General features: G+C 66.4%; 21 protein-coding genes and 1 riboswitch. Of the genes, 11 read left to right on the top strand and 10 right to left on the bottom strand.

What is annotated here, in order from left to right; all coding sequences use genetic code 11:
- The first annotated feature begins 132 nt into the window (after nt 1-132).
- Entirely contained in the window at nt 133-594 is a 462-nt protein-coding gene (locus C8J39_RS14740) for a hypothetical protein (RefSeq protein WP_132833618.1), read from the top strand.
- A 59-nt stretch (nt 595-653) separates the two neighbouring features.
- On the opposite strand, the gene msrB is transcribed toward C8J39_RS14740, so the two are convergent.
- Nucleotides 654-1,103: a peptide-methionine (R)-S-oxide reductase MsrB gene (gene msrB / locus C8J39_RS14735; RefSeq protein ID WP_120301127.1), complete on the bottom strand. Its 450-nt coding sequence runs from the start codon at nt 1,101-1,103 to the stop codon at nt 654-656.
- A 16-nt stretch (nt 1,104-1,119) separates the two neighbouring features.
- Nucleotides 1,120-1,881: an SDR family NAD(P)-dependent oxidoreductase gene (locus C8J39_RS14730; protein ID WP_120301126.1), complete on the bottom strand. Its 762-nt coding sequence runs from the start codon at nt 1,879-1,881 to the stop codon at nt 1,120-1,122.
- Between the two features lie 159 nt (nt 1,882-2,040).
- Here C8J39_RS14730 and C8J39_RS14725 point away from each other — a divergent pair, with 159 nt between their 5' ends.
- From C8J39_RS14725 to C8J39_RS14695, 7 genes are all read left to right on the top strand, one after another.
- Nucleotides 2,041-2,505, top strand: a complete 465-nt coding sequence (locus tag C8J39_RS14725; RefSeq protein WP_120301243.1) for a DUF4126 family protein — start codon at nt 2,041-2,043, stop codon at nt 2,503-2,505.
- A gap of 48 nt (nt 2,506-2,553) precedes the next feature.
- The gene (locus C8J39_RS14720) at nt 2,554-4,617 is read left to right on the top strand and encodes a TonB-dependent receptor (RefSeq protein ID WP_120301125.1); all 2,064 of its coding nucleotides are present in this window, start codon (nt 2,554-2,556) and stop codon (nt 4,615-4,617) included.
- Nucleotides 4,618-4,939: 322 nt separating this feature from the next.
- Nucleotides 4,940-5,157, top strand: a riboswitch (cobalamin riboswitch).
- Nucleotides 5,158-5,272: 115 nt separating this feature from the next.
- Nucleotides 5,273-7,171 carry a TonB-dependent siderophore receptor gene (locus tag C8J39_RS14715; protein ID WP_120301124.1) on the top strand — a complete coding sequence of 633 codons (1,899 nt, stop codon included), beginning with the start codon at nt 5,273-5,275 and terminating at the stop codon, nt 7,169-7,171.
- Nucleotides 7,172-7,272: 101 nt separating this feature from the next.
- Nucleotides 7,273-7,986 carry an ABC transporter substrate-binding protein gene (locus tag C8J39_RS14710; RefSeq protein ID WP_243650135.1) on the top strand — a complete coding sequence of 238 codons (714 nt, stop codon included), beginning with the start codon at nt 7,273-7,275 and terminating at the stop codon, nt 7,984-7,986.
- A gap of 157 nt (nt 7,987-8,143) precedes the next feature.
- The gene (locus C8J39_RS14705; protein ID WP_120301242.1) at nt 8,144-9,112 is read left to right on the top strand and encodes an iron ABC transporter permease; all 969 of its coding nucleotides are present in this window, start codon (nt 8,144-8,146) and stop codon (nt 9,110-9,112) included.
- Nucleotides 9,103-9,882, top strand: a complete 780-nt coding sequence (locus tag C8J39_RS14700) for an ABC transporter ATP-binding protein (protein ID WP_056065208.1) — start codon at nt 9,103-9,105, stop codon at nt 9,880-9,882. Before C8J39_RS14705 ends, C8J39_RS14700 begins: the two co-directional genes overlap by 10 nt.
- Nucleotides 9,883-9,931: 49 nt before the next feature.
- Nucleotides 9,932-10,957, top strand: coding sequence for an alanine racemase (locus C8J39_RS14695; protein ID WP_243650164.1), 1,026 nt, complete (start codon nt 9,932-9,934; stop codon nt 10,955-10,957).
- A 4-nt stretch (nt 10,958-10,961) separates the two neighbouring features.
- On the opposite strand, the gene C8J39_RS14690 is transcribed toward C8J39_RS14695, so the two are convergent.
- From C8J39_RS14690 to C8J39_RS14675, 4 genes are all read right to left on the bottom strand, one after another.
- On the bottom strand, nt 10,962-11,945 hold the full coding sequence (locus C8J39_RS14690; protein ID WP_120301121.1) for a 2OG-Fe(II) oxygenase: 984 nt from the start codon (nt 11,943-11,945) through the stop codon (nt 10,962-10,964).
- 80 nt (nt 11,946-12,025) lie between these two features.
- Nucleotides 12,026-15,259: a TonB-dependent receptor domain-containing protein gene (locus C8J39_RS14685; RefSeq protein ID WP_404969350.1), complete on the bottom strand. Its 3,234-nt coding sequence runs from the start codon at nt 15,257-15,259 to the stop codon at nt 12,026-12,028.
- Nucleotides 15,260-15,553: 294 nt separating this feature from the next.
- Complete coding sequence (locus C8J39_RS14680; RefSeq protein WP_120301119.1) at nt 15,554-16,741, bottom strand: acetyl-CoA C-acetyltransferase; 1,188 nt, start codon at nt 16,739-16,741, stop codon at nt 15,554-15,556.
- Nucleotides 16,742-16,774: 33 nt separating this feature from the next.
- Nucleotides 16,775-17,722: an alpha/beta fold hydrolase gene (locus C8J39_RS14675; RefSeq protein WP_243650132.1), complete on the bottom strand. Its 948-nt coding sequence runs from the start codon at nt 17,720-17,722 to the stop codon at nt 16,775-16,777.
- A 125-nt stretch (nt 17,723-17,847) separates the two neighbouring features.
- Here C8J39_RS14675 and phaR point away from each other — a divergent pair, with 125 nt between their 5' ends.
- A complete protein-coding gene (gene phaR / locus C8J39_RS14670; RefSeq protein WP_056065197.1) occupies nt 17,848-18,390 on the top strand; it encodes a polyhydroxyalkanoate synthesis repressor PhaR in 543 nt (180 codons plus the stop codon).
- Nucleotides 18,391-18,591 (top strand): hypothetical protein, encoded by a 201-nt coding sequence (locus tag C8J39_RS14665; RefSeq protein ID WP_243650130.1) that lies wholly within the window; start codon nt 18,391-18,393, stop codon nt 18,589-18,591.
- Here C8J39_RS14665 and C8J39_RS14660 read toward each other — a convergent pair.
- The 3 genes from C8J39_RS14660 to C8J39_RS14650 all read right to left on the bottom strand — a co-directional run bounded on the left by C8J39_RS14660 (nt 18,581) and on the right by C8J39_RS14650 (nt 23,312).
- A complete protein-coding gene (locus tag C8J39_RS14660; protein WP_120301117.1) occupies nt 18,581-20,029 on the bottom strand; it encodes a hypothetical protein in 1,449 nt (482 codons plus the stop codon). The genes C8J39_RS14665 and C8J39_RS14660 overlap by 11 nt on opposite strands.
- 8 nt (nt 20,030-20,037) lie before the next feature.
- The gene (locus C8J39_RS14655) at nt 20,038-21,261 is read right to left on the bottom strand and encodes a PDZ domain-containing protein (RefSeq protein WP_183038007.1); all 1,224 of its coding nucleotides are present in this window, start codon (nt 21,259-21,261) and stop codon (nt 20,038-20,040) included.
- A gap of 500 nt (nt 21,262-21,761) precedes the next feature.
- Nucleotides 21,762-23,312 (bottom strand): CpaF family protein, encoded by a 1,551-nt coding sequence (locus C8J39_RS14650; protein WP_120301116.1) that lies wholly within the window; start codon nt 23,310-23,312, stop codon nt 21,762-21,764.
- Nucleotides 23,313-23,456: 144 nt separating this feature from the next.
- Here C8J39_RS14650 and C8J39_RS14645 point away from each other — a divergent pair, with 144 nt between their 5' ends.
- Complete coding sequence (locus C8J39_RS14645) at nt 23,457-24,959, top strand: S1C family serine protease (RefSeq protein ID WP_120301241.1); 1,503 nt, start codon at nt 23,457-23,459, stop codon at nt 24,957-24,959.
- Here C8J39_RS14645 and C8J39_RS14640 read toward each other — a convergent pair.
- Complete coding sequence (locus tag C8J39_RS14640; protein WP_120301115.1) at nt 24,935-25,981, bottom strand: bifunctional transcriptional activator/DNA repair enzyme AdaA; 1,047 nt, start codon at nt 25,979-25,981, stop codon at nt 24,935-24,937. The two genes, C8J39_RS14645 and C8J39_RS14640, sit on opposite strands and share 25 nt — an antisense overlap.
- Between the last annotated feature and the right edge of the window lie 101 nt (nt 25,982-26,082).

Genomic DNA, 26,082 nt, shown 5'->3' with positions numbered 1-26,082 from the left:
ACCAAAACAGTCTCGGGAGGCTGCTGTTCCGGCGGCTAAGCCAATGATTCGCAAAGATGATCGGGCGGCGCGACGTGGTGGGCCGATTTGCGATCCGCGCGTTGTGGGTCGCAGAACTTCAGGAGCACGACGATGGATTCACGACGTATGGCCGGCGCGGTCGCAGGTGGCCTGGTGGCCGGGCTGGGCATTACTGCGCTGCTAATGGCGGGCGAGCGCAAGACTGGCGAACCGTCCGAGATCGTCACGCTCGAACGCAAGACCGCGGAGAAGCTGGGCATCGATACGCCGGCTGCTGGTGCCTTGCCGTCGTCGCGCGAGCAGGCGGTCACGCAGGGCGGTCACCTGTTGCTGTCTGCGGCGGCGGGTGCGGTCTATGCCGCGACCGTCGACGAGGAAGCGTCGGTCGTCGGCTCGGGCCTGGTGTTCGGCGCGGCGTTCTATGCGGCGATGCACTGGATCACGGGGCCGTTGCTCGGCGTGAAGCCACCCGAGTGGCAGGCCGATGCGAAGACGATCGGCATGCATAGCGTGAACCATGCGGTGTTCGGGCTGATCACGGCGCTGGGCGCGAAGCTCGCGACCCGGCGCTGAAATCGAGTATTAGAAAACCGTGACGGTGTGCCCGTGCGGCACACCATCACGCGCCTGCGTCAGCCTGCCGCGTCGACCTGCGGCAGGTATGCGGCATACCCGTTGGCTTCCATCTCGACGCGCGGGACGAACCGCAGCGACGCCGAGTTGATGCAGTAGCGCAGGCCGCCCTTGTCCTGTGGGCCATCCTCGAACACGTGGCCGAGATGGCTATCGGCACCCGCCGAACGGATCTCGGTGCGGACCATGCCGTGGCTGCGATCGTGGAGTTCGGCGACGTGCTCGGGCGTGATAGGCTTGGTGAAGCTCGGCCAGCCGCAGTGCGAATCGAACTTGTCCGCGGACGCGAACAGCGGCTCGCCCGAGACGATGTCGACGTAGAGACCGGGCTCGCGCGTGTTGAGATACTCGCCGGTACCAGGCCGCTCGGTGCCGCTCTGCTGCGTGACGTGGAACTGCTCGGGGGTGAGCTTGGCGATCGCCTCGTCGGTCTTCTTGTAGTCGGTCATGCTGATCCTCTCGCGCTCAGGAGAGCGCCGGTTGGCCGTTCGAGGCGGACAGGCCGCCGTCGACCGGCAGGTTGACCCCGGTTATATAGTGCGCGTCGGCGCTAGCCAAAAACGCGATGGCGCCGGCGATGTCTTCGGGTTGTGCGCCGCGCGCCATCGGGATGCGCTCCTCGAACTTCGCGATCAGGTCGGGCTGGTCCTTCATGCCGGCTGTCAGCGCGGTGTAGGTCAGCGACGGGTTGACTGCGTTGACGCGGACGCCGTGCTTCGCCTCGTCCATCGCGAGCGCGCGGGTGAAGTTGGTCACCGCACCCTTGGCCGCGCAGTAGAAGCTGTGGTTCCAGTCGCCGCCGAGGCCCGACACCGACGAGGCGTTGACGATGCAGCCCTTGTTCGCGCGCAGCGTGGCGATCGCGGCGCGGCTCATGTGGACGACGCCGTAGAGGTCGGTTTCGATGACCTTGGTGAATTCGGTGAGGTCGCCCTCGTCGAGCTTGCCGAGATGATCCACGCCGGCATCGTTGACTAGCACGTCGATGCGGCCGAACTTGTCGATCGCATGCGCGACCAGCGCTTCGCAGGCCGCCATGTCGGAGACGTCGGTTTCGAGCGTTTCGACGGTCGTGCCATCGAGGCTGGCGACGACCTTCGCGAGGCCGTCCGCGTCCTTGTCGCCGAGTACGAGCGTCGCGCCTTCCGCAGCGAAACGACGCGCGGCGCCTTCGCCGATGCCGGAGGCGGCGCCGGTGATCACTATGATCTTGTCATCGAATCTCATCGATCTTTGTCCTGAAGCTTTGGGGAGATACCGCGATGAACGACCGACATGCGGCCCGGTTTCCTCGCTGAATCAAAGGGATCGCCCGTCAGTCACGAAGGCGGACCCCGGTTGAGCTTGCGCGCGTTGATGCGCTCGAACTTTTTCTCGGAGAACATCATGCTTGCATCCTTCCTGATGGGCCTCGTCGGTGGCCAGCGCGCGATGACGCCGCTCGCTGCGGTCGCCATCGCCGCCGCTCGTGACGAACTGCCCGCCGACAATGGTGCGCCGAAGCTGCTGTCGCACCCCATCGTAGCGGCGGGTGCGCTGGCGCTCGCGATCGGCGAGATGGCGGGGGACAAGCAGAAGACCGCGCCCGACCGGATCGTCGCGATCGGCCTGGCCGCGCGGTTCGTCACGTCGGCGATCGCGGGCGCTTCGCTCGTCCCGCGGCGGCAGCGGTGGATTGGTGCCGCGGTCGGCGGACTGACGGCGGTGGCCGCGTCTTATCCCGGCTGGCGTGCGCGGATGGCGGCGATGCCGCAGTACGGCCAGACCCCGACGGGGTTCGTCGAGGACGCAGCGGTTCTGGCGGGTGCGGCGGCTATTGCGCGCAACGCGGCGAAACTCGGCGCGGCCTGACGTCGGAGGCGTATTCCGGGCGGGCGGAAAAGCTGCCATGCGGCGGCGATGATCCGTATCTCGCTCTCTACGCTCGCCTTCGTGTTGATTTCGTCCAGTGGCGCGGTCGCGCAGACAATGGTCGCGCCTGCCGACCAGCAGGCTGACATCGTCGTCACCGGGCGTGGGCTGGCCGACGCGCCCGGCGATCGTGCTTACGACATCGTCACGATCGACCGCGCGCGGATACAGGCGAATGCGAGCAATCGGCTGGAGAGCGTGCTGTCCGACGTCGCGGGGCTCCAGCAGTTTCGCCGGTCGGATTCGCGCAGCGCCAACCCGACCAGCCAGGGGATTTCGCTGCGCGGTATCGGCGGCAATGCGTCGAGCCGCGCGCTGCTGATCTTCGACGGCGTGCCGCAGGCGGATCCGTTCGGCGGCTGGGTCGCGTTTCCGGCGTATGCGACGGGGCGACTCGGGCGCATCCGCGTGACGCGCGGCGGCGGGAGCGGGTATCAGGGGCCGGGGGCGCTGGCCGGGACGGTCGAGATCGAGAGTGCGACGCCGGATCAGGCGGCGCCTTTCCAGGGCAGCGTTGCGTATGGCAGCCGGGATTCGGTCGATGCTCAGGGGTCGGCTGCACTGGTGCGCGGGTCGGGGTTTGCGACCCTGTCCGGCGCTTATGCGCGGGGTGATGGCTTCACGCCGACCGTCGAGGAGAGCCGGGGAATCGTCGATCACGCCGCGCCGTACGAGCAGGCGTCGGGGGCGCTGCGGACCGTGGTCGGGATCGGTGCGAAGACCGAATTGCAGATGAATGCGAGCGCGTTCACCGATCGGCGCGACCGGGGCAGCGACTTCACCGACAACAAGAGCGAAGGCGCGGATGCTAGCGTCCGGTTGGTGGGGCGCGGGCGCTGGGGGTATTCGGCGCTGGCGTATCTGCAGACGCGCGCGTTCGCGAGCAGCTTCAACAGCATCAATGCCGCGCGGACGACCGCGATCCAGTCGCTGAACCAGTATAATACGCCCGCGACCGGGCTTGGCGGACGGATCGAGATCGCGCCGCCGCTGGGCGAGAGCATCGCGTTGCGTCTGGGCGCGGATGTTCGCGACGTCAGCGGGAAAACGCAGGAGCTTTATACGTTCGTCAACACCGTGCCGACGCGGCGGCGCGAGGCTGGCGGGAGCACGACGACGACCGGCGTGTTCGCGGATGGGAGCGTGGTCGCGGGCGACTTCACGTTCAGCCTTGGCGGGCGGGTCGACTGGTGGTCGATCGATAGCGGGTATCTGTCCGAACGGCCGCTGGCGACGGGCGTAGCGCTGACCAACCTGCGCTATGCGGACCGCGACGGCAGCGAGACGACCGGGCGCGCGGGCGTGGCGTATCAGCCGGTCGAGGCGATCACGCTGCGGGCGGCCGGGTATCGCGGGTGGCGGTTGCCGACGCTCAACGAACTGTATCGGCCATTCCGCGTCGGTAACGATGCGACCGCGGCGAACGCACTGCTGTCGCCGGAGCGGCTGACCGGGGTCGAGGGTGGGGTGACGCTGACGCCAGCGCCGGGCGTGAGCATCGCCGCGACGTATTTCTACAACCGGCTGAAGGATGCGGTGGCGAACGTCACGACGACCACCCCGCCGCAGGTGTTGCCGGGTGTCGCCACCTACCGCGTCCGCCAGAACCTCGATGCGATCCGCGCGCATGGGTTCGAACTGGATGCGTCGTATCGACCGGGGCCGTTTGGTGTGCAGGCGTCGTGGTCGCAGACCAACTCGCAGGTCGAGGGATCGGGGATCACCGCCGCGTTGGACGGTTTGCGTCCGGCGCAGACCCCGCGCGATCAGGTGTCGGGGACGGTCGACTGGCGACACGACGCGGCGGCGCTGTCGCTGACAGTGCGGCATATCGGCCGGCAGTTCGATGACGACCAGAATACGCGGGTGCTCGATCCGGCGACGACGCTGGACGCGTATGCGGCGCTGCCAATCATGCGGTCGCTGGTGGCCGAGGTGCGCGGGGAGAACCTGTTCAACGAGCGGGTCGAGGCAGGGATCAGCGGCGCGAACATCATCGAGCGCGCCACGCCGCGGACGATCTGGGTGGGGCTGCGCTACGGGGGGCGGTGAGCCTTAGTCCGGCTCCGCTGGGATAAACGAAGACAGCGTGTTTCCCCGCGAAGGCGGGGACCCAGTCTGGGCTCCCGCCTTCGCGGGAGAACAAGGAAGGGAAAGCGACGTCCCGACTAACACGCCACCACCCCGGCGGAGGCCGGGGCCCAGTTGGCAAGGTCGCAGTAACGACGGACCGCACTCAGTTAGCGACGTTTCCCAACTGGGCCCCGGCCTCCGCCGGGGTGGTGCGATGGACTGTGCCAACCCTACCTCAGCGCGCGCTATCGCGGGTCGATGCTCCTTATCCCCAGCGTTGACCCGTGTCAGGCGCGCGACTAATGCCGCCTACGTGAAGGGTTCCCGGCAACGGGATCAAAAGGGAAGTCGGTGCGCGGGCCGGGTCGTCACGATCCAAATCCGCAAGACCGGCGCTGTACCCGCAACTGTGACCGGATAGCGGCCACCCCGAATATGCCACTGGGTCTCGACCTGGGAAGGCGGGGTGGGCGCGGCGACCCGGAAGCCAGGAGACCTGCCTCTCACGGTCGATCCACTGCGCGGGCGGGTGTCCGGCGCGGACGAGTGCTCCGGTCATGCCGGGTTTCCTCGAGCGAGAGACGTCTGGCCGCCCGGCGAATGGTCGCTGGCGGTTCTGGTTAGGACGCAGCCGATGACGAAATTCTTCCTTCTCCTGAGTGCCGCGGCGATCGCATCGCCCGCCTATGCGCAGGACATTCCCGACCCCGACGCCCCCGAAATCGTCGTCACCGCGACCCGTGCAGCGCAACCGCTGAGCGAGATCGGCCAAGCCGTGACCGTGATCGACCGCGCCGAGATCGAGCGCCGGCAGACCACCATCGTCTCCGACCTGCTCGCGACCACGCCCGGCGTCACGGTCACGCGCAACGGCACGGTCGGCGCGCTGACCAGCGTCCGCATCCGCGGTGCCGAGGCGGACCAGACGCTCGTCGTGATCGATGGCGTGCGCGTCAACGATCCGTCGTCGACCGGCGGCGGCTTCAATTTCGGCAATCTCCTGTCGAGCTCGGTCGAGCGGATCGAGATCCTGCGCGGCCCGAACTCGGTGCCTTGGGGCAGCCAGGCGATCGGCGGCGTCGTCAACATCATCACCGCCGCGCCAACCGAAGGCGTGCAGGCGCGCGCCAACGCCGAGTACGGCTATGCCGACAGCGTGTTCGCGAGCGCGGGCGTGTCGGGCAAATCGGGTCCTGTGTCCGGATCGCTGACCGGCGGATATCTGCGCACCGACGGTATCTCGTCCGCGGCGAGCGGCACGGAGCGCGACGGCTATCGCCAATATGGCGCGACCGGGCGGGTCGGCGTCGAGTTCGCGCCGGGCATCGGCCTCGACCTGCGCGGCTATTTCGCTGACAGCCGCGTCGACATCGACGACGGTTTCGACCCGAAGACCTACGTGGTCGCCGACAGTCCCGCCTACGCCACCACCCAGGAGCTGTACGGTTATGCGGGGCTGTACGCGAACTTCGCGGACGGCCGGTTCAACAACCGCGTGGCGTTCACGATCGCCGATATCAACCGCGACAATTACTCGCAGCCCGGTGGGGACGTGACGTTTCTCGGCCGCGGCCGCAGCGAACGCTACGAGTATCAGGGCGACTTCCGCCCGCTCGACCAAGTGCGCGTCGTCGCAGGCATCGAGCGCGAGAACAGCCGCTTCACCGACGGCTTCACCTTTGCGCATACCGGCATCACCAGCGTGTACGGCCAGCTGATCGTCAAACCGCTCGAGGTTCTCACGATCACCGGTGGCGTCCGCAACGACGATCACGACGATTTCGGCAGCCACACGACGTTCGGCGCGAACGCCGCGCTGGCATTGCGAACCGGCACCACCGTCCGCGCGAGCTACGGCGAAGGCTTCAAGGCACCGACCTTGTACCAGCTCTTCTCCGACTACGGGAACGGCTTCCTCGCTCCAGAGACAGCGCGCAACTTCGATATCGGCGTCGAACAGGCGTTTCTCGGTAATCGTGCCCGCGTCGGCGTCACCTATTTCAATCGCCACACGCGCAACCAGATCGACTTCCGCGATTGCAGCCCGACCGAGTTGGAGACGGCCAATTCGATCTGCGCCAACCGCCCGTTCGGCGTTTACGACAACGTCGCGCGTGCCGAAGCGGATGGCGTCGAATTCATGCTCGCGCTGCGCCCGGTCGAGGCGCTGACGCTGACCGCGAATTACAGCTATATTGACACCGAGAACCGCTCGATCGGGGACGATTTCGGCAATGTTCTCGCACGGCGCCCCAAACAGACCGCGAGCGTAGATGCCGATTACCGGTTCGCATTCGGGCTGTCCGTCGGCGGCACCGTGACGATGGTTGGCGACAGCTTCGACGACGCCGCCAACACCACGCGCCTCGACGGTTATGCGCTGGCCGGCGTGCGAGCGGAACTACCGATCGGCGAGCGGTTCGCAGTCTATGGCCGCGTCGATAACCTGACCGACGCGCGGTACGAGACGATCGCCGGCTACGGCAATTACGGCCGCGCGGCCTATGGCGGCGTGCGGTTGCGCCTAAAGTGAGGCGTGCGGCGATTCTCCTCCCGCTCCTGCTTGGGGGCTGCGGCAAGCCCCCGGGTGTCGCCGCGAGCGGAGGCGGGGGGATCGTCTCGACCAATCCGTGCGTGGATTCGGTACTCGTCCGCATCCTGCCGCCCGCGCGGATCGCCGCGATCAGCCATTATTCGCAGGACCCTTCCGCGACCTCGATCCCGATCGCCGTCGCGCGCCGGTTTCGCGGGATCGCCGGGACTGCGGAGGAGGTGATTGCGCTGCACCCCGATCTGGTCATCGCCAGCACCTACACGCCGCCCGCGACTCAGGCGGCCTACGCGCGCGCTGGTTTGAAGACGCTGCTGGTCGGCATCCCCGACTCGATCGCGGAGAGCCAGGCGCAGGTCACGCAGATCGCCGCCGCTGCCGGAGCACCGATGGGCGGCGCGCGGATCAACGCCGAGATCGATCGCGCCGTGGCACGCTGGAGCCGCAAGGATGGGCCAAAGGGTGATATGCCACCAAGCGCGTTGCTCTACATCAGCGGCGACCTCGCGACCGGGGGGAGCACGCTGCTGAACGACATGATGACACGCGTCGGCTTCCGCAACGCCGCCGCGAGCTACGGCTTGACGCATACCGGCACGCTGTCCGCCGAGACGATCGTGACGCAGCCACCTGCCGTCGTGATCGCTTCCGAACGGGAAAGCCGCGGTACGGCGTTGCGCCAGCGCCTGTTGCCGCGCACGCCGCAAGCCGTCTTCCCGCGTGTCCTGATCAATTGCGGCGGCCCGACCATTCCACCGGCGCTCGAACGTCTCGCCGCGATACGGGCGGGGCTGTGATGCGACACCCATATCAAAACCACCCCGGCGCAGGCCGGGGCCCAGTTGGAATGACCGAAGTAACGGAGTGCCGCGCGCCGTCACAATCGTCCCCCATTTGGGCCCCGGCCTTCGCCAGGGTGGCGGCGGTGGTTGGTATGGGCAAGAAGGCGCTTCGATGACCCGCACACTCAAACTTATCGCGCTGGTCCTGCTGGTGGTCGTGCTGTTCGGCCTGTCGCTCGGCTGCGGGAAAGTCTGGGTACCGCTCGACGCTTGGTTCTCGAGCGACCTGCGCTGGTGGATCATCCTCGAACTCCGCCTGCCGCGCGCGGTACTCGGCCTCCCACTCGGCGCGACGCTCGGCCTGTCGGGTGCGGTGCTGCAAGGCTATCTCCGCAACCCGCTCGCCGACCCGGCAGTCGTTGGCGTGTCGTCGGTCGCAGCGCTCGCGGCAGTAGCGGCGATCGTGTTCGGGCTCGGCTCGGGCCCCGCGATCTTCGTTGCTGCGATGCTGGGCGCAGGTGGCGCGGTCGCGTTGCTCGCCGCGCTGACATGGCGGTCGCCGAGCGCGATCACCTTCATCCTCGCGGGCACGGTGCTGTCGAGCCTTGCTGGCGCGCTGACCGCGTTCCTGATCTCGATCGCGCCGAACCCCTATGCGGTCGCCGAGGTGATCGACTGGATCATGGGCGCGTTGACCGATCGCGGCTGGGACGACGTGACGCTCGCGCTCCCGCCGATGGTCGTCGGCGCCGTGCTGCTGATGCTCACCGGCCGCAGTCTCGACGCGCTGTCGCTCGGCGAGACTGCGGCGCGCTCGCTAGGCATACGGATGGGTCGCGTCCGGTTGCTGGTGGTGCTCGGCACCGGCCTAGTGGTTGGCGCAGGCGTCGCGGTGACCGGCGTGATCGGCTTCGTCGGGCTGGTCGTACCGCACCTCCTGCGGCCGATCTTCGGCCACCGCCCGAGCGCCTTGCTACTCCCCTCCGCACTCGGTGGAGCGGCGCTCGTGCTCGCTGCCGACAGCCTCGTCCGCCTCGCACCCGGCGCTGGCGAAGTACGGCTCGGCGTCGCGATGGCGATGATCGGCGCGCCGTTCTTCCTCGGATTGCTGGTCAAGGAACGGGGCCGCGCATGGATCTGATTATCGACACACTGCGCGTGAAGCTCGGCAAACGTACCGTCCTCCACGACGTCTCCGCGCATCTCCGCCCCGGCCGAGTCACCGCGATCCTCGGCCCCAACGGCGCCGGCAAGAGCACGGTTGTCAAGGCGGCTGCCGCGCTCGTCGACCGCAGCACCGGCAGCGTCCGCCTCGATGCGCAGGACGTCGCCAGTATGGACCCGCGCGCCCGCGCACGCGCGATCGGCTATCTCCCGCAGGACGCAACGGTCCACTGGAACATCGTTGCGCGCGATGTCGTCGCGCTCGGCCGCCTTCCGCACCTCGGCGCCCATGCTGCCCCGTCGCCCGAAGACCGCGACGCCGTCGACCGCGCGATGCACGACACCGAGACCACGCACCTCGCCGATCGCCCGGTCGGCGAACTCTCCGGCGGCGAGCGCGCGCGCGTCCTGCTTGCGCGCGTGCTGGCGGGCGAGCCGCGCTGGCTGCTCGCCGACGAACCGCTCGCGAGCCTCGACCCGTCGCACCAGATCGACCTGCTCGCCCGCCTGCGAGGCTATGCGCTCGGCGGGGCAGGGGTGGCGATCGTCCTCCATGACCTCGTCCAGGCACAGCGCGCGGCCGACGACGCGCTGCTGCTCGCCGATGGCCGCGTCGTCGCGTTCGGTCCCGTGGCCCAGGTGATGACCGCGGAAACGCTCGGCGATGTATTCGGAGTCCGGGTGGCCGGGTTGGACGACGGCAACGGCTGCCTGCTCGTGCCGGTCGGACGCATCGAGGCGGCATAGACGGTCGACGCGCCGCGCCCGCGGCACTATCCCACGCCGGGTGATCGATATTCATGCCCCCCTCCGCCTGCGCCTAGACGGCGACGCTCTCGTCCAGAACTGGCGCACGCTCGACCGCATGAGCGGCACCGCAGCGTGCGGCGCCGCGGTGAAGGCGAACGGCTACGGTCTCGGTGCGATCGAAGTTGCGCGGCGGTTGGCGGGCGCAGGTTGCCGCGACTTCTTCGTCTCGAACTGGCAGGAAGCCGCCGAACTCGCGCCGCTGGGCCTGACCGTCTCCGTCCTCCACGGCGTCCGCGAAGAAGACATGCCCGCCGCAGCCGCCGGCTTCGCCCGCCCGGTCCTCAACACCCCGACCCAAGTTGCGCGCTGGAAAGCGGCCGGCGGCGGCGCGTGCGACGTCATGGTCGACACCGGCATCAACCGCCTCGGGGTGTCGGTGGACGATATTGCAAGCGGCCTGCTCGACGGCCTCCAGATCGAAACGCTGATGAGTCATCTGGCCTGCGCCGACGAGGACTCGCCGATGAACGCGGAACAGCGCGACCGTTTCGCGGCGTTGGTCGGTAGGACGACGGCTAAACGCATGAGCTTGGCGAACTCGGGGGGCGTCGCGCTTGGCGAGCGATATGCGTTCGACCTGACACGGCCCGGTCTTGCTCTGTATGGCGGCATCCCCCTGCCCGAACTGGACGATCTGATCCGACAAGTGGTCAGGCCCGAAGCGCAGATACTACAACGGCGTCGCGTTCCGAGGGGCGGGAGCGTCGGTTACAATGCGCAGTGGTATGCGCCTGTCGATACCGAGGTGGGAATCGTCAACCTCGGCTATGCGGACGGCTATTGGCGGGGTTTTTCCAATATCGGGATAGCGTCGTCTGTTGCGGGGAACGATCTGCCGGTTCTGGGGCGCGTTTCGATGGATCTGGTGGCGATCGCCCTGGCGGGGGACGAGATCGAGGGGGACTGGGTGTCGTTCGACTATCGTCTTCCTGCGGCGGCGGCGAATTCGGGGATGAGCCAGTATGAGTTACTGACAGGGCTGGGCGGCCGGTTCGTGCGGATGTGGGATTGAGCGGTCATGCCGCGTTTTCGGGGCCGGTCCAGACACTGAACGGTCGCGCGCGAATCCAGCGTGTTGCAAGCCACTTGACCCCGGCGGTGACCGGTTCCCCTGCATGTTGCGTCGCCGGATCGATCGAGCCATCCGCGCGAACATTGTCGAAGATGATCGCATCGCCGGTGCGCGGCGTCACCCTGAGCGCGTTGTTCACGAAATAGGTCGCGCCGCCAGCAAAGCCTTCGTTCAGATAGACCAGGATAGTCCGTATGCGCTGGTTGCTTGTGCCCGGCAATGCATCGACATGCGGTCGGAACTGCTGCCCGGCTCGGTAGCGCAATACCGACAGCGCTTCGCCTTGCCGCCAGTCTGTCCCGGTGACGGCCGCGAGGCGTCGGTTCAGCGCCTGGACGACCAGCGTCTCGCGGGTCGGGCCGATGACGGCGCCATCGGACGTGCGGACCGGGTTGGCGACGTTACGCCCGGTCCGCGGATCGGCGACCGTCGCGGGTTGCAGCATATCGGCCGCGCACTGGGCGATATGGAGGCACTCCTCGTGCGTAAATAGCTGAGCGATATGCCGAACGCCGGGGTTCTCGCCGATCCTTTGCGCGTCCGGTGGATCGATCGGCGCGCCGTCTTTGGTCAGCGTCATTGCATCAAGAAGGGTCAGCTGGTCGGCGGCGACCCGGTCGGTTCCCGCCGCCGCGTCGAGCAAAGCGCGGGCCCCGGCCCAATCCGCCGGGGCACCACTGCCGTTCGCAGTCAGTGCGATCTCGACGAGCGCCGCATCTGGATTGCCCAGCGACGTCGCCTGTCGAAGCAGCGCGCGCGCGCCCGGCAAATCGCGTGGGACGGGAGTACCCGCGAGCTTCCACGTCGCATGCCGGAACACCGCATCGACGTTGCCCGAATGGCCAGCCTGCTCGATCAGCATCACGGCGTCGCGAACGCGGCCTGCGGCGAGCAGGCGATCGGCTTGCGCAACGGGATCGTGGATCATTCGTCACCCATCGAAAAAAAGGGGGCCGGTGGAAACCACCGACCCCGCAGTATCGCACGTCAAGTTCGTTTGGAACCAGATCAGAAGCGTGCGCGGACGCCCGCATAGAAGTTCCGCCCACGGATGTCGTAGATCGAGCTGCCGGCACCGGTGCCGGAGCTGCCGAGCGGTGGCAGTTTGTTGAGCACGTTGTCGACACCGAAGTAGAACTGGAAGTCATCGCCGGCACCGCCCTGGTTCGACAGGTTCCAGGTGAACCGTACGTCGTTGTAGAAGACGTTCGGGTACTTGCGGATATCCGAGTAATCCGCGTTGACTGGTGGACAACCGGCAGGCGTGCATGCCGATTGCAGTGCGTTGAAGTCTTCGTACGCGTTCACCCACATCGGCCCAATATAGCGGAGCCGATAACCGAAGCTGACCGCACCTACGCTAAGGTCGGTGTCGAAGCGGACTTCGTCGACCGGATCGCCTAGTTCGCCGAGCAACCTGTTCTCGAATGACGGGATTGCCGGGTTCTCGAAGTTGCTGCTTTCAAGGCCGTGGACATAGATCACACTTGAGTTGATCCGGACGTCATTGGCAATTTCCGCACGGTAGCCGACGTTGACGTCGATGCCGCGACGGACGCGCTTGGCAAAGTTCACGCCTGCCGACACCAGCGAGTTGCCGAGAATCTGACCCGGCTGTTCACCGAACGATCCGGTGCCTGGCCCACGGAAACGCGTGAAGAGCGAGCAGAAAATGTTGCTGGTCGTAGCCTGATCGTAGCAGTTGTTGGCGATCGTCTGCGCCGTCAGCGAGACGATGACGTTGTTCACCTTGATGTCATAATAATCGACGCTCAGCGACAGGCCAGGCACGGCACGCGGTGTGAACACGCCACCCAGAGTGAGCGACTTAGAGGTCTCTGCATCCAGGTTCGGATTGCTGCCGCTGATGATGTTCAGCGAATACGAGACGTTGGGCAGTCCTGCGAGCAAGCCGGCACCGAGGTCGGCGAGGCAGTTGCCCGCACGATTGGGGTTGTTGGCGATGTTGCCCGACGCGCAAGGATCGAGGAAGCCCGGTGCGAAGTTGGGCACTGCCGGGAAGCCGGTTTCCGACACGTTCGGTGCACGAACCGACTTGCCGTAGTTCGCACGGAAGCGGATGTCGGGGATCGGAGCCCATTCTCCGCCAAAGTTGTACGTATAGACCGTGCCGACGGAGCCCTTGTAGTCGGACACGCGCCCTGCACCGTTGAACGTCAGCTCATGGAAGAACGGCATGTTCTTCAACAGCGGAATGCGGATTTCGCCGAACGCTTCCTTCACCTCGAACGCAGGCGGGTCGAACTCCCCGATGATGACCGCATTCGTTGCGCCGCTCTCGACGAATGGATCGTTCTGGTAGCGTGCGCGCTCCTTGCGATATTCGCCACCGAGCGAGAAGCCGATCGGACCACCTGGCAATTCGAACAGCTGGCTCAGATCGCCGCCGACGAAGCCCTGGATGTCAAGCTGCGATAGGCTGGCCTTGTGTCGGGCGTTGTAGCGGAAATAGTTTGCCGCCGCTGTGTTATCCGCGCCACCGAACGGATTGTAGGGAGCGCAGGCCGCGATGTCGCTGGCGAGACGCGCGTCGCTGCCGGCGAACGGTACCGCGGAAGCCGCATCGAACTGGGCACGGCACTGGATCTGGCCGTTTGCCGGGTTACGGCCCGCATCAAGCGACAGCAGGAAGCGCTGCTTGTCGAGATAGCCGAACGTCGTCGTGTCTTCCTTGAACTTGCCGTAGTTGCCCGAGATTTCGTAGTTCCAGTCGTCGTTGAAGTTGCCGCGTACGCCACCGACGATCCGGTAGGTGTCACGACGGAACTTCTCGTCGCGAATTCCGGAGTCGGCAAGGACACGCGAGTCCACGAAGCGATAGGTTCCAGCTGCGATTGCCGCGCGATCCGCTGCGTTCAGAGGGCCGCCGATACCTTGACCGCCGAACGTCGAGCGGCTTCCCGTCGGCGAGCAGGCGGCCGTCAGGCTGGTGTTGCAGCCTGACGCTAGGATTGCATTGGCAAGCGTTGCGCGGTCAGCCGGATTGAGGAACGGGTTGTCGAGGCGAACGCGCTCGCGCAGATCCAACTGGCTAAAAGTCCCCTGGATGAACGACGGTCCAGCGTTGGATCCGACCGCATCGACACGATTCCACTTGGCTTCGATAAAGGGCACGAATGCATCGCTGACCTTGAAGTGGCCAAGGAGGTTGAAGTTCAACCGCTGCTGGTACGGCAGCACCGACAAAAGTTGACCTTCTCGACCGGTCTGGCCGTTGCCGCCGAGAATGCCGCCGATGATACCTTGGCCGTAACGGGTGCCGGTCTGGGGCGTGAGGCGTCCGTCCTGCGAGAAGACGTAGGTGCAGTTATACGCCGTGCCACCCGTTGTGCCGGGCGCCCCGTTGGTGGAGCCGATCCCCGTACCGCAACCGGGGTTGGTCGACAGCTGCGTGATCGGGACCAGACCATAGCGGTTAATGGCGGCGCTACGGATGTCGCGGAGGAAGATACGATCTGGGAAACCGTCGCTGCCGTTGGGCAGGCCTGCAGGATCAACATCGACGATGCCAAGTCCGTCAACGCGGCGGAACGAGGGAATGTCCGATCCGAAAACACGCTCCTGATGCGAGTATTCACCGTGCAGCGTCAAATTGCCACGGCCATCGGCGAAGTTCTTGCCGACCATCGCCGACACGTACTGATTGCCGCCGAAGCCCTTTTCGGAAACGCCAGCCTGGCCGCGGATCTGCGCGCCGTCGTAGCTGTCGCGCAGCACGAAGTTGACGACACCGGCGATCGCGTCAGAGCCGTAGACCGACGATTGAGCACCGGTAACGATGTCGACCCGCTCGATCAGGTCGTTCGGAATTGAACTGACGTCGGGCGAAACCGCGTTGTTAAGGATATCGGCTGGAACGTGACGACGGCCATTGACCAACACCAGTGTACGCGACGTGCCGAGTCCACGAAGATCGAGCAGGCTGAGACCGGCGATGCCGATGCCCGAGCCGGGATTCTGCTGCGAGAACGTGCTGCGCAGCTGCGGCAGATCGTTCAGCGTGTCACCCACGTTGGTGTTGCCGCGCTGGAAGAAGACGTCGCCAGCGATCGAGGTGATCGGGACGGCCGAGTCTAGGTTAGGGCGACGAATGCGTGAGCCCGTAACGGTGATTTCACCATTTTTGGCTTCTTGGCCGTCTGCGCTCTCCAGCGTCGTGCCGTCCGGGCAAGGCGACCCCGGGGTTGGCGTGCAAGCCTGAGAATTAGCACCGTCGGGCACTCCTCCGGCCGTCGCGGGTGCGACCTGCGCGGATGCCGCGGACGGCAGGATGACAGCTCCGGCCGCAAGGATCGTCGCAGATAGGAAATCACGTGCTCTAGACAATTAATGTCCCCCATTTTCCGGCACTTTTGCCGTTATGGGTGACATACAGCCCGCATAGCAGCGAACTGGCAAGCCTGTGTTCAGGTTGAGATGAGCTCACCTGTACGTTTGCAACCGGATGTGACAAAATCGTCACAATTTGTCACACCCGGTAGCGCTATCGATACAAAGTTACGGGATTTTGGGGTCTTACCGCTCGATACACATGGCGATCCCCATGCCGCCGCCGATGCAAAGCGTGGCGAGGCCCTTTTTCGAATCCCGCTTCTGCATCTCGTAGATCAGCGTCGTCAGGACGCGCGCGCCGCTGGCGCCGATCGGATGGCCGATCGCGATCGCGCCGCCGTTGACGTTGACCTTCGATGCATCCCAGCCGAGTTCCTTGCCGACCGACAGTGCCTGGGCGGCGAAGGCTTCGTTAGCTTCGATCAGGTCGAGGTCGGCTAGCGTCCAGCCGGCCTTCTCCAGCGCGCGCCTTGTGGCGGGGACGGGGCCGATGCCCATGATCGACGGGTCGACGCCGGCCGAGGCCCAGCTCTTGATCGTCGCGAGGATGGTCGAGCCGCGGCGTTCGGCTTCGTCGCGGCGCATCATCACGAGGGCTGCGGCGCCGTCGTTCAGGCCGCTGGCATTGGCGGCGGTGACAGTGCCGTCCTTCTTGAACGCGGGCTTCACGCCGGAAACGCTTTCGATGGTCGCGCCGGCGCGGATATATTCGTCGTCGGCGACGATGGTGTCGCCCTTGCGGCCCTTGATCGTGACGGGCGCGATCTCGTTTTTGAAGCGGCCCGAGCTGCGTGCGGCCTCCGCCTTGTTCTGCGAGGCGACCGAGAAGGCGTCCTGCTCGCCGCGCGTGACCTGGTATTGCTCGGCGAGGTTCTCGGCGGTGATGCCCATGTGATAGCCGTTGAAGACGTCGGTCAGGCCGTCGCTGACCATCGTGTCGACGAGGCTGAGATTGCCCATCTTCTGGCCGCCGCGGATCGACTGCGCGTGCGCGGAGAGCGACATCGATTCCTGGCCGCCCGCGACGACGATGGTCGCGTCGCCGGTCTGGATCGCCTGCGCCGCGAGTGCGACCGCACGAAGACCCGAGCCGCAGACCTGGTTGACGCCCCAGGCGGGGATTTCCTTGGGGACGCCGGCGGCCATCGAGGCCTGGCGGGCGGGGTTCTGGCCCTGGGCGGCGGTGAGGACCTGGCCGAGGATGACTTCGGAAACGTCTTCGCCTGCTACGCCGGCCTGTTCGAGCGCGGCCTCGATCGCGATGCGGCCGAGTTCGTGTGCGGGTACGCTCGCGAACGCGCCGAGGAAGCTGCCGACGGGGGTGCGCTTGGCGGCGGTGATGACGACGTCGTGGGGGTTCAGGTCGGTCATGTCGGGATCCTCTATGGTTGGACCCCATGTAGGTCAGCCGAGCGCGGCGATCCAGTTGGCGAGCGGTTCCCAGAGGCGCGCGCGTGCAGAGCGGCCGACGATCATGCCGACATGCCCCGCGCCAAGATCGCGGCGGTCGGCGAGACCGATCGCGGTGGCGGCGGGGACGATGCGGTCGCTGAGCGAGACGAACTCGACCGTGGGGCAGGTCAGCGCGCGCGGATCGACAGGGGTGCCGGCGATGCCCCAGCCGCCTTTGCCGGGCAGGTCGTTGGCGATGCAGTCCTCGAACAGCGAGGCGGCGGCGGCGTAAGGGAGAGGGGCGCCGGCGTTTGCCCAGTCCTCGAGCCGGACGAACGCGCGGGCCGCGTCGCTGTCGGAGGCGAGATCGGCGAAGGCTTCGTATTTGGCGATCGTACGCGCAGGGTCGAGTTGCCAGAAGCCGGCTTGGAGCACTTCCATCGGGAGCAGGCCGAGCAGCGCCGCGGCGGGCTGGACCGCAGCCCAGGTCGCGGCGAGCGTGGTGCGGCCCTCGCCGTAGCCTTCGAAGTGCCAGGGGGCGGCGATCGTCGCGACACCGGCGGTGGGCGTGATCGCAGCGGCGCCCAGCGCGAGCGTGCCGCCGAGGCAATATCCGACCAACACCGGTGGCTCGGGGAGTGCCTGGAGCAGCGGAACCAGCAACCGCTCGACATGCGCCGCCAGATCGAGGTCGCGGTCGGCGTCGCCGGGTGATCCCCAGTCGACTAGCCAGACGTGGAATCCTTGCTGGGCGGCCCATTGCACCAGCGAAGACTCGGGCGAATGATCAAGGATATCGGGCGGGTTTATCAACGATGGGACGAACACGACGGGACGTCCTTCGCCGCCATAATCGCGCAACGCGACCCGGCCGGCGCGATGGATCGCAGGCCGCGGAACAGGGTGTTCCTCTCGCGGTGCGCCCTGATAGGCGCGCAATCCCGCTAGCGCGCGGGCCATGCGTTCCGGCGATGCTGCAGTCTCGTTGCGCAGCACGGAAAGGAACAAGGGTAAGGGCCTCGGACCTTGTTGCGGTGCGTCATCAAAGACTGTAGCCTCCGTTTCAAACATAAGACGGGGGATCCATGAAGAAGCAAAAGGCTGCCGACGGAATCGTCATCATCAAGAAGTACGCCAACAGGCGGCTCTATAACACCGAGTCGTCATCCTACATCACGCTCGATCATCTCGCGACGATGACTCGCGAGGGACGCGACTTCAAGGTGGTCGATGCGAAGACCGACGAGGACATCACGCACAACGTCCTCACGCAGATCATCATGGAGGAGGAGAGCCGCGGCGAGACGATGATGCCGGTGAACTTCCTGCGCCAGCTGATCTCGATGTACGGCGATTCGATGCAGACGATGGTGCCGGGGTATCTGGAGGCGTCGATGGACAGCTTCCGTCGCAACCACGACCAGTTCAAGTCCGCGGTCGAAGGCGCGTTCGCTAATTCGCCGTTCGCCGACATCGCCAAGCGCAATCTCGAGATGTTCGACGCCGCAACACAGGCGATGACGCCGCCCGCACCTGCGCCTGCACCCGCTGCCAGCAAGGACGACGAGATCGCTGCGCTGCGCAACGAACTCGCCAAGTTGCAGGAAAAGGTCGAGAAGCTCGGCTGAATGCTTGGACTGATGGGGGCGCCGGTGTTGTGGAGTGCAAGCGGTGGACTGGCCGTGCTGGCCGTTGTGGCGGGGCTTGGCGAACGCAGACGGCGCCGTCGGCGCGATCCGGATTCGGTGGGCTGGGTCGATTGGCCGACCGTCCAGATGCTGGCGCTGATCGGACTTGCGGTCACGATCGGCCTCGCGTTCAAGACCTAGGCACTGTTGATCGGCGAAGACGGTAGACTGCGCGGGGTGAAGTGCCGACCGTGACGATGCCGACAAGCCGATAGCGCTGTGCAATCGCGGCGGTGACCATCGCCTGCGTCGTCAGGTTGGTGTCGGGCTTCGACGGGCGGACAACAATGACGCCAGGATTGGCGGCCAGCACGCGGCCCGTCTCGGTCGCTTGGTCGACGTCGAGACCATGTGCCTCCGTCATCCTGCTCAGATGGCTTCCGAAGATATACGGTGTCGGGAGGCAGGACTGCGTCAGATAATACAGGATCGCTTCGGTGCCGAACGCCAACAGGCATCCTTGCGGCTTCTGGCCGATCATTGCGACAAGGTTCGCCACCTGTCGAGCGTTGCCGCGTCGCACCAAGCGCGTCCCGCTGGCGATCGTCGCAGCAACAACCCCGAACAGTATCACCGCCATGAGCCAGCGGCGGCAGGTGACGATCGAGCCGTTGGCCAGTCCGGTCCCAGCAGCGACTGCGAGAGGAAGCGAGATCGGCAGAAAATAGAGCAGTTCGAAACGACGCATGATGACGATGGCGACGCCCGCGGAAGCGAGCCACGCCAGCGCGAACGGCGCCGTTCGGCGGCTTCGCAAAGCAAGCAGGATCGCTGGACCTGCCAACGCGATGGCGCCTGCGAGTTTCAGCAGGTTCGAACCCAGGCCGTCGTCGTTCTGCTGGCCGAAGATCGACAGGAAATTAGCGAACACGAAGGCGTCATTATGCCCGGCGGCGGCATAGACGGCCCAGGCAAGCAAAGTCGGCGCGAGCGCTGCGCCGATCCACAAGCCGGCGTCGGCGGCCAGTCGGGTCTTGGACCGCCCATCGCGATACGCGGCCCACACCAGCGTCAGGCCGAAGAATATCCCTTCGAACATGGCGGTGTATTTGATCTGCATCGCCAGGCCGATCAGCAGCATCGCACCGGCACCGCGCAAGGAGATATGCCGGTGGCCGCGGGTCGTATCGAGCACGAGCAGCGCGGCGGCGGCCATCAAGGCATTGCCCCATATTGCCGACTGCCCGCCCGCACCGTCGAACACGATGATCCAGACGAGATAAATCAGCGCCGCGCCGACGCTCGCCACCGGGTTCGCATCATCGGAGCACAGGCGGCTGACGATCCGCGCGACCAGAAATGCCGTGGCGGTGGCGACGAGCGTCGCGGCAAGCTGGTACATCAGCACGCCATCGCCGCCGATGCTGCGGATGGCGGCGAAGATCAGGAACAGGCCGACCGGCTTGCGATCGAAAATGTCTACGAATGGCCATGCGCCGTGCAGCAGGCGATCGCCGACCAGCAGGTAGAATTGCTCGTCGCTATGGATCACCGGGTTGCCGAAGAACGGACTACGGAGCGCGAAGGCGACGAGGAGCAGCAAGATTGCCTGCCCCGATCGGTGACGCAGGCTAAACATGGGCAGTCCTAATAAAAATGCGTCAATTCGAGCTTGCGTATGGTGCCGTCGCACAGTCCGAGCGTCACGACGCGGCCGGGCATACCCGCCGTCCATGACGCGATCGGACTCGTCGAATAGCTGCTGGTGACGGGTGTGCCGTCGATCGTGCAGATCAGGTCGCCGTCCTTCCAGCCCGATGCCGCCGCCGGGCCGCCGCGCATCACGTGAAGGACTTTCAGCCGGTCCTTCTCGATGCCGATAAGCAGGCCACTGGTCGAACGCGGCGGCGGCAGGTCGGCCTTGGGACCTCGGCTGAGCACCATCCGCCGTGCGCCGGGATCGAGCAGGACGCGGTAGTTCTGGAGGAAGCCAGAGCCGATACGCCCGGCGGTACCGATCGCCTGCGAGAAGCCGTCTGCGGGTTCGATCCGGACCTCGGCCTCGCGTGCGATCATCTCGCCGACGCGGATCTCGGGAACGATCGCAAGGCCGCTGACTGCCGGGCCGGCGAGCCCGAACGCGATCGCGCTGGTGGTACGCAACGCTTTCAGGTTTGCCGCCTGCCATCCCGCCGCCGTGACGGTGATCGACGAGCCGTCGCCGGTATCGACCACGATCGGCGCAAGGCGCCGGTCGCCCAGCGTGAGCGCGCTTTCATACACGCTACGCTCGGTGGAGACGCGCAGCGGTGCGCTCTCGCCCTTGAACGGCAGGCGGCCGGAGTGGAGCAGGCGGAAGCGCTTGGCGGCGTAATCGATGTCGAGCGCATGGCCGGCGAGCATGTCGGCACCGACCAGCAGGTCGACCGCGGAGGCGCTGCCAGTGGCGATCGCGGGCAGGTCGGCGACGGTCACGCCGCCACCGGTCCGCGCGAGGCCACCGAGCGCGACCGAGCGCGTCGGCATCCAGCCGAGCGCGACCGATCCGCCGATCGCGGTCGCGCTGCCACCCGCGACCAGCTTGGCGGGATCGACCGCGGGGGAGGCCTTGGCGAGCAGCGTGTAGCTGACGCCGGTGTCGAGGATCGCGGTCACGTCGCGGCCGTCGAGCTGCATCTTGAAGCGGATCTGGTTGCCGGGGGTGAGGTCGAACGCGATCCAGCGCGCTTCGGCGTCCGCCGCGAGATGGTAGACGCCGCGGTCGCGTGCGGCGGGGGAGGTCGCGGTTGCCGGAGCGGATTTCGAGGGCTCGCGCGCCGAGACGAAGAGGACCGCGATCAGCGGGACGAGGGTGAGCAGGGCACGACGCATGTGGCGCTGTCCCCTAGCGGGTCGGGGGACGGGTACAAGCGGGGGCTTCGCCGGGGCGGGGCGGAGACGGGGTGGATAGCGATGCGGCGTGCTTGCCTGCGAGACAGTATCCGCTTGGCACGGCGCGCTTTATCTTGATCCAGTTAAGCCTGGCTTGGCAAAACAATAATTGGACTACCGCGAACGCGGGGAGGCCAGGGTCACAGGCCGGGGGCGTTCGTGGTTCCTGGACTCCCGCGTTCGCGAGGGAACGGTATAAGGCGGGCTAGTCTGCCGAACCTAGCTCTACGAAATTGTTGATAATCAGGCCGATGAAGGCATACCTGAGATGCGCGCAACGCCTGCAGAGCACACCACCCCGGCGAAGGCCGGGGCCCAATTGGGAAGGTGTCAATAACGGGGTGCTGGCCGATGTTATCACCGTCCCCCAATTGGGCCCCGGCCTTCGCCGGGGTGGTGGAAGTGGAGCTAGAGATACTCGATTTCGGCACGCTTCGCCCCTACAGGCACGCCTCCAGATACGCTTGGTCGAACCCGAACTGCTTCGCCTTCTCCAGCGTATACGGCCGCAGCCCCATCGAGCGGTATTCCCCCAGGATCTTCCCGTCCGCCGACTCGTCCATATACTCGAACTTGAACAGCTCCTGCGTGACGATCACCGGGCCTTCCATGCCGATCACCTCGGTGATGTTGGTCACGCGGCGCGAGCCGTCGCGGAGGCGCTTCACCTGGATGATCAGCTCGACTGAATCCGCGATCTGACGCGAGATCGCTTCCTTCGGCACTTTGATGTCGGACATCATCACCATGTTCTCCATACGCGCCAAGGCCTCGCGCGGGGAGTTGGCGTGGAGCGTGCACATCGAGCCGTCGTGACCCGTGTTCATGGCCGCGAGCATGTCGAAACACTCGCTGCCACGAATTTCGCCCAGGATGATTCGGTCAGGCCGCATACGCAGCGCGTTCTTGACGAGATCGCGGATCGAGATTTCGCCTTGGCCCTCCAGATTGGCCGGACGCGTTTCAAGCGGGAGCCAGTGTGGCTGTTGCAGGCGAAGCTCGGCGGCGTCCTCGATCGTCAACACGCGCTCGCCGGGGTCGATCATCTTCGACAAGGCGTTGAGCATCGTCGTCTTGCCCGAGCCCGTACCGCCCGAGATCACGACGTTGAACCGCGACGCCCCCGCGATCTTCAGCGCGGTCGCCATCTTCGGCGACATCGAGCCAAACCCCGCCATCATGTCGAGCGTGATCGGTTTGGCAGAAAACTTACGAATCGAAATCGCTGTACCGCGCAAGCTCAGCGGCGGGACGATCACGTTGACGCGAGAGCCGTCCTTCAGGCGCGCATCGGCGAGCGGCGAAGTCTGATCGACGCGGCGGCCGACCGAATTGACGATCCGCTGCGCGATCTGGAACAGATGCTCCTCGTCGCGGAACTGGATCGGCGCGAGTTCGAGCTTGCCCTTGCGCTCGACATAGGTCTGGTCGGGGCCGTTCACCATGATGTCGGTGATGTTCGGATCCGCCAGCAGCTCCTCCAACGGTCCGAGCCCGAGCAGCTCGTCGACCAGCACCTTTTCCAGCGCGAACTGTTCGCGGCGGTTGAGCGTCAGCTTCAGCTCGGCGAGTACTTCGCCGATGATCGGACGGAATTCCTCGGCCAGCTCGTCCTTGTTGAGCGTTGCCGCGGCCTCGGGATCGACGCGTTCGAGCAGGCGCGGGAGCACCTGTTCCTTGATCTTGTGGATCGACTGTTCGAAGCCCTCGGTCCGGCTGTTGCCCGCTTCCCCGCTCGCATTCTGGCGATCGGATAGGCGCTGCATCGCGTCCAGCTGACCGGCGGGCATCATGCCCGAGCTGAATCCGTCGGTCTCCCCCGGCATGGGCAGCGAATCGATCGGCGGGAATTGGGCACCGCCCTCGGGTTCCGCGCGCGCCACGGGATTGCTGCCCGGTATCGAACTTCCCTGCATCGGACGCGCGACGCCGAATGCGGGGCGGGCCGACTGCCCCCCGCTGATGCCATTACGACGCCCGAATGCGCTCATGCCTGTATCCCTGGATGAATGCCGACCGGGTTAGGCGCGAAGGCTTGATAATTTGCTAACCAAAACAGGCGCGTGGAAGCGCCGCTGTCGCGCGGTGCGATGGTCAGGGTTGATCGCCGCCGCGAACTCCCCGAAGGCAGGCACATGATCCGCCTGCTGCTTCTTCTCGCGCTCACCTTCGGGTTGGCGAGCTCCGCATCTGCGGACGACATCGCCGCCACCGGGCGCGGCGTCGTGCGCGTCGTGACGATCGCGGTGGTCGACGACCAGGTGGTCGGCTTCGGCCATGGCAGCGGCTTCGCGATCGCGCCCAACCGGATCGTCACCAACGCACACGTCGTCGACCTCGCCGAACGCTATCCCGACAACGTCGTCGTCGGCATCGTCCCGACCGAGGGCAGCAAATCCTACCAGGGCAAGGTGATCGCGTACGACTCACAACGCGACCTGGCGCTGATCGAGTTCACCGGTGCGCGCCTGCCGCCAAGCGCGCTGTATACCGGTCCGATGACCGAGGGCGATCCGGTGGTGTCGCTCGGCTTCCCGGGGAACGTCGACCTGGCGACGGCGCGTTCGGCGGCGGACTATATCCGGCCGATGACGCCGGTGCGGTCGGAGGGCGTGCTCTCCGGGCGCCGCGTGCTGAGCAGTGTCGAGGTTCTGCTCCACACCGCCAGCATCGCGCGGGGCAATTCGGGCGGGCCGTTACTCGATCGCTGCGGGCGGGTGATCGGGGTGAACTCGGCGATCACGCGGGGCGAGGAGGGCGATTCGACGTTCGGGTTCGCGATTGCGGATACCGAACTCGCGGGCTTCCTCCACGATGCGAAACAACCTTACGCGTCGATCGGGACGGGGTGCACGTCGATTGAGGATCGCTTGCGGCAGGACGCCGACGCGGATGCGAAGGCGACCGCCGATGCGGCGTCCGCCAAGCGCGACGCCGCGACGCAGGATGCGATGACTCGCGAGGTCGCACTGGAGAAGGCGCGGACCGAGGCCGGGCGCGCGCGCGAGAACGTCATGGCGCTCGCCGGACTGCTGCTGGTGGCGGGGGCGCTGGTGATCGGGAGCGCGGGGTTGCTCGAATCGCGCGGGCAACGGCGGCAGGCGGTGTGGGCGCTGGGTATCGGCGGGCTGAGCGTGCTGGTCGCGATTGTCGTGTTCGTGCTGCGCCCGTCGGGTGAGGTCGACGTGCCGCTGTCCGCGCTGCCGAAGACGCGGATATCGACGCCCGACGCGGCGCTCGGCAAGCTCATGTGCACGCTGATCCCGGAGCGGAGCCGGATCACGATCTCGTCGAGCGAGGACGTGCCGATCGACTGGGGCGCGAAGGGGTGTGTCAACGGCAAGACGCAATATGTCGGCGCGAATGGTCGATGGGACCGCGTGCTGGTGCCCGACGCCGAGCAGACCGTGTCCGTGCTGTCGTTCGATCCGGCAACGCGCGTCTATTCGAACACGCGCTATCTGATGTCGGCGGCGGGGATGGAAGCGGCGCGGACCGCGCGGGGCGTCGTGCCGAACGTGTGCAACATGGACGAGGCGGCGTTGAGTCGGCTTGCGGGGCAGCAGGCGGCGGTCCGTGCGGTATTGCCGCCGCTGCCGAACGAGAAGCTCGTCTATTCCTGCAAGTCTGCGCGCTGAGCTTCGGAGGCGAGTAGCGCGCGCTTGCGGTCGAGTCCGTAGGCGTAGCCGCCGAGCGCGCCACCGATCCGCTGCGCGCGGTGGCAGGGGATGACGATCGAGACCGGGTTCTGCCCGCACGCGGTGCCGGCGGCGCGGACTGCGGCAGGACGGCCGGCGAGCGCTGCGAGTTCACTGTAAGTGCGGGTTTCGCCGATCGGGATGGTGCGTAGGGCTTGCCAGATCGCTTCCTGGAACGCGGTGCCTCGGACGTCGAGTGGGAGGTCTTGGTCGCGGTCGGGGGATTCGACGGCCGAGACGACGTGCGCCGCCAGGTCTGCGAGGGCTTCGTCGCCCGGCTCGATCGTGGCGCTGGGGAAGCGGCGGCGGAGTTCGTCCGCGTCTTCGTCGAACGACACGCGGCACAGGCCTTTGTCGGTGGCGGCGACGAACAGCGCGCCTAGGCTCGTGTCGGCGATGGTCCAGCGGATCGTGACACCTTCGCCGCCGCGCGCCCAGGCGCTGGGGGGCATGCCGAACCGTTTCGCGTCCGCCTCGTAGAAGCGGCTGGGGGCGGAATAGCCTGCGTCGTAGATCGCTTCGGTCACGGTTGAGTCCTCCGATAAGGCGTTTGCTGCGCGGCTGGTGCGCAGCGCCCGCGCGTAGGCGGCGGGGGTGACGCCGGTGGCGCGCTTGAACAGGCGGTGGAAATGATGGGGCGCGTAGCCGACTTTCGCGGCGACCTCGTCCAGCGAGAGGCGGTCTTCCGCGGCTTCGAGCAGCGCGACCGCGGCGGCGACGGCGACGCGGTCACGGCCGACTTCGTCCGGAGTGCAGCGCAGGCAGGCGCGGAAGCCGGCGGCGCGGGCGCTTGGCGGATCGGGGTGGAAGGTGACGTTCTCGCGCTTTGGGTGGCGCGCGGGGCAGCTTGGTTTGCAGTAGATGCCGGTGGTCTTCACGCCGACGACGAACCGGCCGTCCCACGCGCGATCGCGCGCTTCGAACGCGGTCCAGGCGGTTTCGGTGTCGGGGGCGATGCTCATTGGATCGGTATAGCCGGTCGCGACGCGCGCGCATCCCGTGGCTTGCGCTCAAAGCGGGAGCCAAATCGGCGGGCCGGCCGTTCTTCCGCGCATACCCCCTA

This window comes from Sphingomonas sp. PP-CC-1A-547, from assembly GCF_003610375.1.
Lineage (GTDB): Bacteria > Pseudomonadota > Alphaproteobacteria > Sphingomonadales > Sphingomonadaceae > Sphingomonas.
This window is presented reverse-complemented; position numbering and strand designations above follow the sequence as displayed.